9 protein-coding genes are annotated in these 14,271 nt (G+C 45.5%); 5 read left to right on the plus strand and 4 right to left on the minus strand.

Annotated elements, in window-relative coordinates; all coding sequences use genetic code 11:
- The first annotated feature begins 137 nt into the window (after positions 1-137).
- The 4 genes from AAKU64_RS06510 (at position 138) to AAKU64_RS06525 (ending at position 5,857) form a co-directional block, all read left to right on the plus strand.
- Positions 138-1,163, plus strand: coding sequence for a CDP-6-deoxy-delta-3,4-glucoseen reductase (locus AAKU64_RS06510; RefSeq protein WP_354333569.1), 1,026 nt, complete (start codon positions 138-140; stop codon positions 1,161-1,163).
- 355 nt (positions 1,164-1,518) lie between these two features.
- Complete coding sequence (locus AAKU64_RS06515; protein WP_354333567.1) at positions 1,519-2,709, plus strand: acetylornithine transaminase; 1,191 nt, start codon at positions 1,519-1,521, stop codon at positions 2,707-2,709.
- A gap of 324 nt (positions 2,710-3,033) precedes the next feature.
- Positions 3,034-3,660, plus strand: a complete 627-nt coding sequence (locus tag AAKU64_RS06520; RefSeq protein ID WP_354333565.1) for an FMN-binding negative transcriptional regulator — start codon at positions 3,034-3,036, stop codon at positions 3,658-3,660.
- Positions 3,661-3,847: 187 nt separating this feature from the next.
- A complete protein-coding gene (locus tag AAKU64_RS06525; protein WP_354333564.1) occupies positions 3,848-5,857 on the plus strand; it encodes an alpha/beta hydrolase family protein in 2,010 nt (669 codons plus the stop codon).
- 66 nt (positions 5,858-5,923) lie between these two features.
- Here the strand turns inward: AAKU64_RS06525 and AAKU64_RS06530 are convergent, their stop codons facing one another.
- The 3 genes from AAKU64_RS06530 to AAKU64_RS06540 all read right to left on the minus strand — a co-directional run bounded on the left by AAKU64_RS06530 (position 5,924) and on the right by AAKU64_RS06540 (position 10,578).
- Entirely contained in the window at positions 5,924-7,705 is a 1,782-nt protein-coding gene (locus AAKU64_RS06530; protein ID WP_354361890.1) for a glycoside hydrolase family 44 protein, read from the minus strand.
- 547 nt (positions 7,706-8,252) lie between these two features.
- Entirely contained in the window at positions 8,253-9,098 is an 846-nt protein-coding gene (locus AAKU64_RS06535; protein WP_354333560.1) for a tetratricopeptide repeat protein, read from the minus strand.
- Positions 9,099-9,555: 457 nt separating this feature from the next.
- Positions 9,556-10,578 carry a GGDEF domain-containing protein gene (locus AAKU64_RS06540; protein WP_354333558.1) on the minus strand — a complete coding sequence of 341 codons (1,023 nt, stop codon included), beginning with the start codon at positions 10,576-10,578 and terminating at the stop codon, positions 9,556-9,558.
- A gap of 324 nt (positions 10,579-10,902) precedes the next feature.
- Between AAKU64_RS06540 and AAKU64_RS06545 the strand changes: the two genes are divergently transcribed.
- Positions 10,903-11,721: a substrate-binding periplasmic protein gene (locus AAKU64_RS06545; protein ID WP_354361891.1), complete on the plus strand. Its 819-nt coding sequence runs from the start codon at positions 10,903-10,905 to the stop codon at positions 11,719-11,721.
- Positions 11,722-12,117: 396 nt separating this feature from the next.
- Here the strand turns inward: AAKU64_RS06545 and lpdA are convergent, their stop codons facing one another.
- On the minus strand, positions 12,118-14,268 hold the full coding sequence (lpdA, locus tag AAKU64_RS06550) for a dihydrolipoyl dehydrogenase (RefSeq protein ID WP_354333554.1): 2,151 nt from the start codon (positions 14,266-14,268) through the stop codon (positions 12,118-12,120).
- Between the last annotated feature and the right edge of the window lie 3 nt (positions 14,269-14,271).

Raw genomic sequence — 14,271 nt, forward strand, 5'->3', positions numbered from 1 at the left:
ATAGATTTATCGTTATAGATTCATTATTTAAAATTGCACGCCATGAAATGACCCGCTAAGTTCATCGCATCAAGTTCGCCACACAAAATTCGTTTTTTAATTCACTTTTTTGCTTCATTTTATTTGTCCGGAACTGTATGACTTTTCAAGTAACTGTAAATCCAAGCGGCAGCCAGTTCAGCTGCGATGAAGGCGAAACCATCCTGGCGGCAGCGCTGCGCGCCGGCGTTGGCTTACCCTATGGCTGTAAAAATGGCGCCTGCGGCTCCTGTAAAGGCAAAATCAGCAGCGGTAGTGTAACCCACGGCAACCATCAGCAAAGAGCCTTGTCGGATGCGGAAGAAACGGAAGGCATGTCGTTATTTTGCTGCGCCCGCCCTGATTCTGATGTCATTATCGAAGCACGGGTTATTGCCTCTAGCGGTGACTATCCGCTGAAAAAAATGCCAAGCCGCGTTGCGAAGCTAGAAAAATTATCCGACGATGTGATGTTAATTGCACTGCAATTGCCAGCCAATGAACGCCTGCAATATCGTGCTGGCCAATATATTGAATTTTTGCTGCGCGATGGCAAACGCCGCAGCTACAGCATGGCAAACGCGCCACATCTGGATGAGCAAATCACCTTGCATGTGCGTCATATGCCCGGCGGATTATTTACTGATCAGGTATTTGGCACCTTGAAAGAGCGCGACATTCTGCGCTTTGAAGGTCCGCAAGGCACTTTCTTCCTACGTGAGGATTCAGACAAGCCCATCGTGTTACTGGCTTCTGGCACCGGTTTCGCACCGATCAAAGCGCTGGTCGAACACATGATTTACAGCAAATCCACTCGTCCGGTGACGCTGTACTGGGGTGGCCGTCGTCCACAGGATTTGTACATGAACAGATTGTGCGAGGAATGGGCAAGCACCATCCCTAACTTCACTTATGTACCAGTGGTATCAGACGCCTTGCCAGAAGACAGCTGGACAGGCCGTACCGGCTTTGTGCATCAGGCAGTTATCGCAGATCACACGGACTTGTCTGGCTACCAGGTGTACGCCTGCGGTGCACCGATAGTGGTGGATTCTGCGAAACGCGATTTTGTACAGTTGTGTCAGTTGCCGGAAGATGAATTCTATGCGGATTCGTTCACGTCGGAAGCCGATTTGGCGAGCTGAGGAGAATGCGGAGAAATGTGCTGCCTCATAAGCTGATCTATAAGCTGATCTATAAGCTGATCTATAAGCTGAAAAATATTTTGACGCAGTGCGCAAAACGTCCTACTATCCGTTTTATGAAAAATTTTCCTAACATGTCTTCACCAAATATCGCGCGACGTCGATTCTCGCTCTGCGAGCCTGGGCAGATGTGTTAGTGAACGTGCGCGTCCGATAAAGCGCACCACCAACCAAAGCCACAGGCTCTTACCTGTGGCTTTTTTTTCGATTTATTTTTTTCGCTTTTTCCTTCTCTGTCTTATTTTTTATCTACTCGATCAACGCCCTGCCCTCTACCATCATCAGGAGTTTTAACATGGAATTCAGTCAGTACAACGTCAATGCCCTCATGTACATCACACCGCGCCCGGAGCTGGTTTTTACCGAAGGCAGCGGTATGTGGCTGACGGATCACAAGGGCAAACGTTATCTGGATTATCTGCAAGGCTGGGCGGTTAACTGTCTTGGTCATTCACCACAATGCATACAAGATGCGCTGGTCGCACAATCCAAAAAACTGTTGAATCCATCACCGGCTTTTTACAATGCGCCGATGATAGAACTGGCCACGCTGCTGACGGCAAGCTCATGCTTCGACCGCGTCTTCTTCGCCAACAGCGGCGCAGAAGCAAATGAAGGCGCGATCAAACTGGCGCGCAAATGGGGCAAAAATAATAAAAATGGCGCCTTCGAAATCATCACCTTTGATCATGGCTTCCACGGTCGCACTTTGGCCACGATGTCGGCCTCTGGCAAGCCGGGTTGGGACACCATGTTCGCACCACAAGTCACTGGCTTTCCAAAAGCCGATTTAAACGATATCGCCTCGGTAGAAAAACTCATCACCGACAAAACAGTCGCTGTGATGCTAGAGCCCGTGCAAGGCGAAGGCGGCGTCATCCCTGCCAGCCGCGAGTTTATGCAAGCGTTGCGTGCTTTAACCAAGCAGCACAATATTTTGCTGATCGTTGATGAAGTGCAATCAGGGATGGGGCGTACTGGAAAATTATTCGGCTATCAGTTATCGAATATTGAACCGGACATCATGACCTTGGGTAAAGGTATCGGCGGTGGCGTGCCATTAGCTGCTTTATTATGCCGCGAAGAAGTCGCTTGTTTTGTACCAGGTGATCAAGGCGGCACGTACAACGGCAATCCACTGATGACCGCTGTCGGCGTTGCAGTCATCAAAGAATTATTAGCGCCAGGCTTTATGGAATCGGTCAATGAAAAAGCGGCTTATCTTAGTACAGCGTTGCTCAAATTATCAGAACAGTTTGGCATGCAAGGCGAACGAGGTGAAGGCTTGTTGCGCGCGCTAAAATTGGGTTCTGATATCGGACCAAAAATCGTCGAAATCGCACGCAATATGGAGCCCGTCGGCTTACTGCTAAACTCGCCGCGCCCGGATTTACTACGTTTTATGCCTGCGCTCAATGTCAGCATTGCAGAGTTGGATCAGATGATCGCCATGCTGACCGAAGTGCTGGTTCAGTTGAAAAAATAAGCCGTAAAAAAGATATCCGTAGCGAGTAAAAAAAGAGACTACCAAGGGTTTGATCGGGAGCGTTGAGGGGATAAATTAAGCTAAATTGAACTAGATTTTAGCGATCATTCCCCCTCAATGCTTTTTGTATTTTTACCTGCGAATAAAAATATACTCACCATTAGTATATTTTAATTGTTCATATACTCTCTGGACAATTAAGCATTTTTTTAAAATAAATTGGGGAGTATATTGATATTTAGCTAAATCTAGCTGAATAACTATGATCAACGGAGGCAACGTTGATCCCCCCAAAAAAATTAGAATCATCATAGAAAGCGGACCATGTATCTGCCAACCCACTTCCAGCAAAACGATCCGGCTTTGTTACTAGAAGTCATGCGCCTCTATAACTTTGTCAGTCTGGTCTGCAATGTAGATGGCGTACCGTTTGCCAGCCATGTGCCTGTGCTGGCGGAAGAACATCAGGGACAAATCGTCATCGACGGTCATCTTGCGCTACCAAATCCACAATGGAAAGCCATCGAAGCTGGTACGGCTATGCTAGCGATTTTTCATGGTCCGCACACCTACGTTTCCCCTTCTTTATACCAACCCGGCAATCGGGTACCGACTTGGGATTACATCGCGGTACATGCCACTGGCACTGCGCAGACAATGCATGATACTGATAGCAAATTAGCGGTACTTGGCAAATTAATTCAGCATCACGAACCAGACTTCCAAACTCGCTTTGATGATATGCCTACGGCCGCAAGAGACGGCCTGTTAAAAGGCATCGTCGCATTCCGTATCAAGGTAGAAAAGCTGGAAGGAAAATTTAAACTCGGTCAACACAGAATCAAAGACGAAATCAAAGATGCGAAGCAATCCTTATATCAAACCGGCGACGATAATCAGCAAGATATCGCTGCCTGGATGCAGCGTTTGGGGTATTGGGACCGGGACTGATTTTTTCTCTCGCTAGAAAAATTCTCCTTGGATTCTTTACGCTTTGATGGAGTTTTTTTGCAGCTTATTGGTCTGTGTTTTTGTAAATCTAATTTAAGTAAATTCCTCTAATTATTTCCAAAAAATGTAACGAACTGGCAATCTTGACTACGTATAATGTTTTTCTTTTAGTTAATCGAAAGTCATTATGCAAGAAGTCATCAAGCTGCATTTTTGGAAAATCCTGTTTGCCATCATCGCCCTGACCTGCGGCATGACGAGCACCGCGGCACCAGCAGAAACCAAGACGATTCCGATCGAGAATTTCTTTAAAAATTCTCAGTTTAGCTATGCCCAGCTTGCCCCAGATGGCAAATCGATTGCCATGCTAATGACCAATAAGGAAGACAGGATCGTCTTAGGTGTATTAGAAATCGGTCAGCTACAACCTAGGATCATTGCCGCTTATGACATCAGGGATATCACTAATTTTCATTGGGTAAATAGTGAACGTCTGGTGTACAGCTTAAAGAATACTAAATTAGCTCAGGGTGAAACGTTTTACGGACCTGGTCTATATGCGGTAAATAAAGACGGGACCAAGCGCCTGCATCTGGTCAGCCATACCGAGTCAACTATACGAGTTAAAAAGGCAGATGAACTGCTGCCATGGAATACTTTTTTTCTCGATACGGCTCATAGCAGTAACTCCGCCGATATCTTTGTGATCCAAGGTAATGATATCTATTCTAGTAAAAATGACAGCTATGACTTGTACCGTTTAAATACGGTGACAGGCAATACTGTTTTAATTCCGCGTCCAGAAAAAACCGGAAAAGTAAGTCAATGGCTGATCGATAAAACAGGTGTGCCACGGATTGCCAAAATGATTGATGGGCCAACTGTCCACCTGTTTTACAAAGATGCAAAAACAGAAGAATGGCGTAAATTACTGTCCTATTCATGGGCGACTTCAGCAGGCGTATCGCCACTATTTTTTAGCCCTGACGGCGATCTGTATGTAAAAGCGAATCTAGGCAAAGACACGGCGTCGGTATATCGTTTTGATTTACAGAAAAATCAAGTCGACCCAGAGCCGGTTGTTTCACTTAAGGGCTATGATTTTAACGGTAGCTTTGTGTACAGCGCAAACCAAAAGAAAATCCTGGGAATGCACTACGAGATGAGTATGGCAGGTAGCGTCTGGTTTGATGATGTAATGGTTCAACATCAAAAGAAAATAGATGAATTACTGCCATACACCATCAATCAAATGTCAGTTGCTACGGATGGCACATCGAATACCGTTTTGGTTCATTCATTCTCAGACATCAATCCTGGCATCTGGCAATTATATGATTTTGATACGGATAAATTTACCCGTCTTGGTTACGCCCAGCCAGGCATCAATCCAGATCAGATGTCACCTAAAGAGATGGTGCATTACAAGGCCAGAGATGGCATGGATATTCCGGCATCGCTAACATTGCCTGTCAATAGATCAGGTAAAAATTTACCCTTGATTATGCTAGTGCATGGTGGTCCCTATGTGCGTGGCAACCATTGGGATTGGAGTGCTGATGCGCAGTTTTTAGCCTCGCGTGGCTATGCTGTTTTAGAACCGGATTATCGCGGTAGCACTGGTTATGGATATAAGCACTTCAATGCCGGTATGAAGCAATGGGGCTTAGCAATGCAGGACGATATTGCCGATGGCGCTAAATGGGCAATTGCACAGGGTTATACGGACCCTCAGAGAATTTGTATTGCAGGTGCCAGCTACGGCGGCTATGCAACATTGATGGGATTGATCAAAGATCCCGACTTATATCGTTGTGGTGTGGACTGGGTTGGCGTTACCGATATCAACCTGTTATATGACAGCCATTGGAGCGATGCATCTGACGAGTGGAAATTTTATGGCATGCCGGTTTTGGTTGGCGATCAAATAAAAGATGCTGAGCAGCTGAAAGCAACCTCACCTTTAGAAAACGCAGCCAGTATCAAGCAGCCATTGTTGCTGGCTTACGGCGGCGCTGATCGTCGTGTGCCAATTGCACATGGTACCAAGTTTTATAACGCCGTCAAAAAAACCAACCCGAATGTGGAGTGGGTAGAATATTCAGAAGAAGGTCACGGTTTTTATTTACTCAAAAACAAAGTCGATTTCTGGACTAGAGTAGAAAAATTCCTGGATCAGAATATCGGAAAAAAATAAGCAAAACCGCATGGTCGGGTGGCCAAGATACGCAAGTTGTGCCCGACCAAATTATCCGATCCGCACTCAAGGTGTCAATACAAAATGCATCACCGAGCTGGCTGGCAAACGGTAGCTGAATTTATTTGAAGCGATATTGCTCACGCCAGTCCGGGCGGTGATTGCGGTGCTGGTGCCACTGACACCCCACACTTGTGCTGTCTTGAAACTCGTCGGATTAGTAATCTGAAAACTGCTACTCAAGCTCGTCACCAAACGATTGATGGCGATAATATGCAAGGTATTTGGATCTGCTGCGCTGACTGCTGCATATACTGCGCCATTGGCGTTATTGCTAGAAATCGCCTGTACTGAGATTTCTGGGAAAACCGATTTATTGCCGTCGTAATTACGGAAAATTTTAAATCCCGATGCAATAAATCCTTCCGCATCACCAAAATAAGTCGCCAGATATAAGCCTTGTTTACCAAATATCCCAAGTGCATCTGCTTGTGCAATCGCGCCGCTGATATCGTCCCGTCCACCAAAATCATATTCGGTAATCGCTAATTTAGTATCAGGATAAAAATCAGCAATTGCTTGTTTAAGTTTGGGTACGATTTGCAAACCGCGTCCGTCGGTAAAACCATTACCGGTTTGGGTAATCCAGGTTGGCTCTACATAATTAGCATCCCACAAACTACGCGCTGCTTGTACCCGGTCTATCGGGGTATACGAGGCTTGTGGGTAGTAGTGAAAAGAGAATACATCCAGCAAGCGTTGATTAGCTGTCTGCGATGCCTGCTTCATGCTGGACAGGTAGGCATTTGCTAAAGTCATGCCGTTATAACGGTAACGATCGCCCGTATTGTTGGTCGCAAACGGCTCTACGTTGTAGTTGGCCCAATCGGCTGGCTGATGTGATTGCACCCCGTCCCACACTGCCCATAAGCTGAATAATCCTAAATAACCACTAAGCGCCGGGCCATAGGTTTGTGCTGTTGCATCCATACGTTTAACCGTCGTGGCAAGTGCAATGTTTCGTTGAAAAACATCGCCTACCGTCGTCAAATTAGGATACAGATTGTAGTGCGTACCGCTACCATTATTGACGTCGGCCCAGTGGTGCCAGAGGTCTGGCTCATTATCCAACTCATAGCCTTTGATACCGCGACTATTCGCCGCATTGCCGTATTGCTGGATTAAAAAATTCAATTCTTCGTCGATATACACCACGTTATCTGCAAGACTGGGCGATGTAGATAAAGCGTCGACCGTTGTCGGTTTGTCGTTGACGATATCCAACCAGCGCGCGGTATCGATATTTGAAGGTCCTGCTGCACTTTGCCACAGATCAGATCCCTTGCAAGTCGCAGGTGGATACAAATTGATGATGTCTTTCGGCAGTTTGCCAGCGGCAGGTAACTGCAAAAGTGAATAGGTATTTAATGTCAGCGATTGATCATGGAAGTTAATCAGCCCTGCACCCGGGGTGTAATAGGCTAAGCCTGATGTTTGCGAAGGATCACCTGCTCCGGTCGCTGCACTTACAGCTGCATTGGATGAGTTGCACCAGTCGTCGCCAGAATTAGTGACGCCGTTTTCCCAGTTAAAGCTGGTCATCGAATTACCACCTAAGCGACGTGATGCTAAATTCAAACTTTGTAATGCTGCCAGCCCGCCTTGATTATTCCAGCCTGTTCGATTGGTACCGTCAGCATAAGCGTTATAGCCATAAATCAGCGGACTGATCGACTTTTTCTCTAAGCTGGTATTGATTTTAAAAGTGGCACTTTGTGCGTATAACAAAGGCATTTGCAAAGTCACACTGATGAGTATCAGAGCTTTGATGGCGTTATGTAATCGCATGGCATCCTCATTTCTATCTGACATCCGGGATCAGATTTCCATCACGATGCAAGGCCTTATGCGCTGCAATTAGTTGCCGTATGGAATTTAATTGAAATGATTATGCGCCTGTTTTTTTGAAAAAAACTTGCCGTACGCCAATTATTTACACGTATTTATGAAATTTATTGGCTATTTAGATAAGAAATGATTGGATAGAAAAGAAAATATTACAAATAATGCTGTCTTTATAATCATTTAATTTCTTTTTATACAAAATAAATCTGTTTATCAGTTTTGATGATGAATTATTTTGATATGTGAGACCAAGTGAAGGCCGACAGAAGCTAAGAGCTTACTGATAACGGCTGCAAAGACAGCGTGCTGAACTAAAGACACAGCATGAGTCGCTGGCGAGAATATGTAATATCAATGCATAAAACTCGCTTGAACAACTTCTGAAAAATACATTTTTCACTATCACGAATAAAAAAATGGACGACAAAAAAGTCATCCATTTTCCCTAAATTTTTTTCTATATTCGTCAGTCTTACCAGTTCAAACAAGACTACAAATCTTCATCCGCCGGCGTATCCAAAGCGGCATTTAAACGCACCGGCCACATCTCAGAAAGACGTTGTGTGTCGTCAATCAGCTCCTGAGTTGATCCTTCACTGACCAGATCACGACTGTCCATTTCTTTTTTCCCAAAATCAATACTGGCTAGCAGCATTAACTTATATCCCTCTAGTGTATTTTGAGAAACCCCTTCACCATTTAGATATTTCAGACCTAGATTAAATCGCGCGCTTGCTAATCCTTGTTCTGCGGCTTTGCCATACCAGTACACAGCACGCTTATCGTCATGCGAGACACCGGTTCCATTCGCGTACATCATCCCCAGACGATACTGTGCGTGCGGGTTGCCTTGATAAGCAGCTTTTTTGTAGGATTCCAGCGCTTTATTGAAATCTTGTTTGACACCATCATCAGTGTCATCATTTTCAGAATACAAAATGCCGAGATTAAGATAAGCCGCGGTATAACCTTGCGCCGCAGCTTTTTGATACCAGTACGCGGCAGTTTGTTGATTTTGCGGCAGGCCAAGAGCGTTGCTATACATCAAACCCAGATTGGTCTGTGCACCAGCATGGCCGCGGGCAGCCGCTTGCGCAAACCAGTAAGAAGCTTGCTGATAATTTTGCTCAACGCCTTTACCTTGGAAATAAATAATGCCGAGCTTGGTTTGAGCACGCGGATCACCTTTCTGGGCAGATTGCGACAAGGCGCCGATATCTATGATCTCATCTCCTGAGAACCCATTTTGCAACTTGTCCGTAGCATCATCACCAACGGCTGTGGTGAATGACACCAAGCCCATGAGAAATAAGAGTCCTTTTTTAATTCGCGTCATCTTCGCTTCCCATCAAGTCCAAACTGATCGTACGGGCATCCTTGTGGATGAATTACTTGTACAAATCATGCGCTAAAAGATACTCGGAAGATGTTTCCTAACTATATTAAAAAGTAACGAAATGTAATGACAAGATGGGAAGGAATTAAGTGGCTGAAGAAGTGACTGAAGCGCAGAAAGAAGCGAGGGAAGATGGTAATCAGCGGGGGCTAAGCAGCTTTTAAATATAGAGGAAGTCTCGATAAAAAAGTAGATACTCCCCTCAAAATTAAAAATAACTTCTATGTACTTCAAATTATTATTGGACTATTAAAAATTACTACCGACCAGTATCTACTTTGATATTGAAACAATAAGCTCACTTTTAAGATGCAATCCGATCCGTGCTGACGATTGCTCAGCGGGCATAGTCAGATGATTCATCCATTGAGGATTAATCCAGCGAACAATCACTATTTCAATTTTTATCGGCCGCGACACGCACTGTATTACGCCCTGCCTGTTTAGCCTCATACAACATTGCATCAGCACGCTGAAACCAAGATGCTCCTGTCTCTGAGGGCGTAATTTTTGCGACGCCAATCGAGACTGTAATCGAGAAATTCTCGATCAACGGCGTGACCTCGACCAACGCCCTCAACTCTTCCGCCAATCTGGTTGCAGCCGTCAAATTAGCGCCGACAGCAATCACTACAAACTCTTCACCACCATATCTAAATACTGAATCGGTATTCCTGATTCTAGTGGCAATCAGATTGCATAACTTGACCAATACCTGATCACCGACGATATGACCAAACTGGTCATTTACCTTTTTAAAATGATCCAGATCAAACAACAGTAAACAAGATTCTGGATAGGTCTTCTGGGGATCTGACAGCTTAGCTAAACACCGATCCAGCGAACGACGATTGCCGACGCCAGTCAAAAAATCATGTTCGGCCTGCTGATTTAATTCTTTATGCTGAAGATTAGTACGATAAGAGAAAATCGTAGAAAACAAATTGATGAGAATAATAGTGATGGCAATACTGGATAAATTAAGCAACTCCATTTGTCCATACAAAGCAAACAGCATTGCAATCAGAGATACCGTATTGATCAGCAATGCCTCGTGCGCTTTCAGCATAAAGTAAGCAGCGATCATGGTCGGATAGACCCAATACACTAACGGCGCACCTTTTATAAAAATGACCGCGAGCATACCTGACGAGTAAAAAATCGTGACAAGAATACTAGCCCAGCGTACTCGACCGGTATTCAATACATACAGAAAAACGCACACCATACCAGCCACAATCGCCAGATCTACGGCGGCGAGCACCCAATTATGCTGCAACAGACGGACTATCCCGAACGGGAAAATACTGGGGATGCTAAGAGCACACAACATCAAAAGAATAATTTCTTCTTTTGATCTATTACGTCGTCGTTTGGGCGTATCTAATCCCAAAGGAAGTTGTTCACGTTGTCCTGACATCATCGCTCACTATTAAATAAAAGCGTTTTGCACAAAACCAACCCTGGCAGCGAACTACGATTAATTATCGGCTACTGAATACAGGTCACTTAGTACAGATCACTGCGTCAATATAGTATGAACTGATTATGAATGGATTTTGCAATAGATGCACGATACATACAGCATAGCGCCTGATAACAATGACTTACATTTAAAGGAATCTTGAATTCCACGCGATTCTCTATCATTGTTATGATACGGTAACAATATTCAGCAAGACCGTTACAAACAAGTATTTTTGAATCAGGTTCAAAATACCGCTCTTCTAGGAAGCTTATCTTTATGTCAGTCAGCAAAAGGATGCGTAGCTTCTTTTTATTTTCGTTATTGATGCTATCGACCGGGATTGCGGCGTCGGCGATTTTGTCCAGCGCGTCTAATGTGCAAAATATACCGTTGTTGATTGCTGAAACTCGGGATGAAAACGGTGAGATTGCGTCGATTCGCCCAGAGAATCAAAAAATCCTTGACTATTTTGAGCGTACTTTAGGCATCCACTTTGACATAAAACGCTATCCGCTCTCTCGCCTGGTAGAGAATGTCAAAGCGGGCGAAGGATTGGAGTTTGGCCTGTCCAAAACTTCGGAGCGACTGAGCGAAATGCGTTACTCCATTCCCATCTTCTCCGACTTTATTTGGGTCATTGTGCGCAGTGATTCGGCACTCAAATTCAATTCTGTCGAAGACCTCAAAGGTAAGTCTGTCGGCATCGTCAGAGGAATACGGTTTGGTGACGAGATCGATAGCAAAAGAAATCGCTTGTTCAAAGTAGAAGAAGATCAGCCGCAAACCAGTTCCAGATTAAAAAAATTATTATCCGGCCGTATGGATGTGATGCTATTTAATTCCAGAACTGCCAATCCCAAAGAATTGGAAACTGAACTGAACAACTACCTCCGGGATAAAAATATCCGTATGGCGGAGCAGACGAAATTCAGCATCAAAGTATTAAGCAAACCCTTCTTGATTGATGACATCCACTTCACCAATGGATTGCAAAATGATGGCGATATCATTAACAGGATCAATGCAGCAATTCTCAAGGGACGTAAATCAGGCGAACTACCTGCGCTGTGGAAGCCAGAACATGAGGCTAAGTGATTTAGCTTAGGCTAGTCATCAAAACACTATGAGTTAAAGCCTCAGAAAACTCCTTTCTGGCTCAAAACCAATATACTCCCCATTATTTTTACTAAAAATAGCCTATTGTCCAAACATTATATGGACGATTAAAACATACTGATGGTGAGTATATTCTGTAGCAAGAATAAATCTGATTAAATCCTGCCCGATATCAACACCCAAATAGCAAGTTTAAGCACGAAAAAAAGCTCTTGGTACTGACGTGCACCAAGAGCTTTTTTGGACCAATGCAACTATTAGGACTTACGCAAAATTGTCCCGGCAAGGCGTAGCGACGAAGATAGTACTGTAGTACAGCTAGGAGCTACAACGCAGCCGGGGCGATTTTGCGTAAGTCCTACTGATAACAACTAATTACTTTTTGCGCATCGGCGGCAAATCAGTACAGACGCCTTTGTAGACTTCGGCAGCCATCCCGATAGACTCACCCAAGGTCGGATGCGGATGTATCGTTTTGCCAATATCAACTGCATCTGCGCCCATCTCAATTGCCAATGCGATTTCACCGATCATATCGCCTGCATGCGTGCCAACAATACCGCCACCTACAATGCGTTTGGTTTCTGCATCAAATAACAATTTGGTAAAACCTTCATCACGTCCATTGGCGACTGCGCGGCCAGAGGCTGCCCAAGGGAAATGGCCTTTTTCAAGCTTAATGCCTTTAGCTTTGGCTTCGTCTTCTGTAATGCCGACCCAGGCGATTTCTGGATCGGTGTAGGCAACGGAAGGAATCACGCTCGCATCAAAATAGGCTTTCTCACCAGAGGCGGCTTCTGCTGCAACATGCGCTTCATGTACCGCTTTGTGCGCCAACATAGGCTGACCGACCAGATCGCCAATCGCAAAAATATGCGGCACGTTGGTGCGCATTTGCTTATCCACGTTGATAAAGCCGCGGTCGGTGACGCTAACACCTGCTTTATCGGCAGCGATTTTTTTACCGTTAGGACTGCGGCCAACTGCCACCAACACCAGATCGTAAATTTGTGACGCTGGTGCAGCCACGCCGGCCTCAGCTGCTTCAAAGCTGACTTTAATGCCTTCTGGCAGCGCTTCAACCGCAACGGTTTTAGTTTTCAACATGATATTGTCGAAACGTTTTTCGTTGAACTTTTGCCAGACCTTTACCATGTCGCGGTCTGCACCTTGCATCAGACCGTCCATCATTTCAACGACATCGATACGTGCGCCTAATGTGGAATACACGGTTGCCATTTCTAAACCGATGATACCGCCGCCAATTACCAACATACGTTTAGGCACCTGACGCAATTCCAAAGCGCCGGTGCTATCAACGATACGAGGATCAGCCGGAACAAAGGGTAAGTTCACCACCGACGAACCAGCTGCAATGATGGCTTGTTTGAACTGAACAGTTTTCTTCGATCCATCAGCGGCAGTGACTTCAATATGATTCGGGCTGACGAATTGACCTGTACCTTGTACTACATTGACTTTGCGGGCTTTAGCCATGCCAGACAAACCTGTCGTCATTTTTTTGATGACGCTTTCTTTGTAGCCACGCAATTTATCAATGTCGATCACAGGTTTGGCAAAAGTCACGCCATGCACTGCCATCGAGGCGGTCTCATCAATCACAGCGGCGACGTGCAGCAAGGCTTTGGACGGAATACAACCGACATTCAGGCAAACACCGCCAAGGGCTGCATAGCGTTCTACCAGCACTGTATTCATCCCAAGATCAGCAGAACGGAAAGCGGCTGAATAACCACCGGGACCTGCACCTAAAACCATCATGTCGCATTCCACATCTACTTTACCGGTGTAGCTGGATGCGATTGGTGCGGGGACGGCGGAGACGACAGGAGCGGCGGCGGACGCCACCTGTACAGCAGCTGGTGCCGATACTGATGCTGGCGCGGCCGCAGATGCACTTGCGCTAGACACTTGGCCTGCGGCTTCTACCAGTAATAACAAAGCACCTTCGGCAACTTTGTCACCGACTTTGATTTTAATTTCTTTGACCACGCCAGCGTGGCTGGATGGAATTTCCATACTGGCTTTGTCCGACTCTACCGTGATCAGTGATTGATCAACTTTGATGCTGTCACCAACGTTGACCATCAATTCGATGACTTCTACTTCTTTAAAATCACCAATGTCTGGGACTTTAACTTCTACGATGCTGGACGCCGTTGGTGCTGACGGTGCTGTTGGTGTTACTGGAGCGCTAACAGCGGCTGCAGGGGCAGCTGGAGTGGCAGGAGCGGCTTGGGTTGCAGGTGCTGCGACTTCTGCTGCACCTGCTGCCTCCAACACCAGCAGCACACTTCCTTCCGCTACTTTGTCGCCCACTTTGATTTTTAATTCCTTGATGACACCAGCGTGCGTGGAGGGAATCTCCATACTCGCTTTGTCCGATTCGACCGTAATTAGGGATTGATCGACCTTAATCGTATCGCCCACTTTAACCAGTAATTCGATAATTTCTACTTCTTTAAAATCACCGATATCGGGTACTTTGACCTCAATTGTGCTCATGTA

Source organism: Undibacterium sp. GrIS 1.8, assembly GCF_040544445.1.
Taxonomy (GTDB): Bacteria; Pseudomonadota; Gammaproteobacteria; order Burkholderiales; family Burkholderiaceae_D; genus Undibacterium.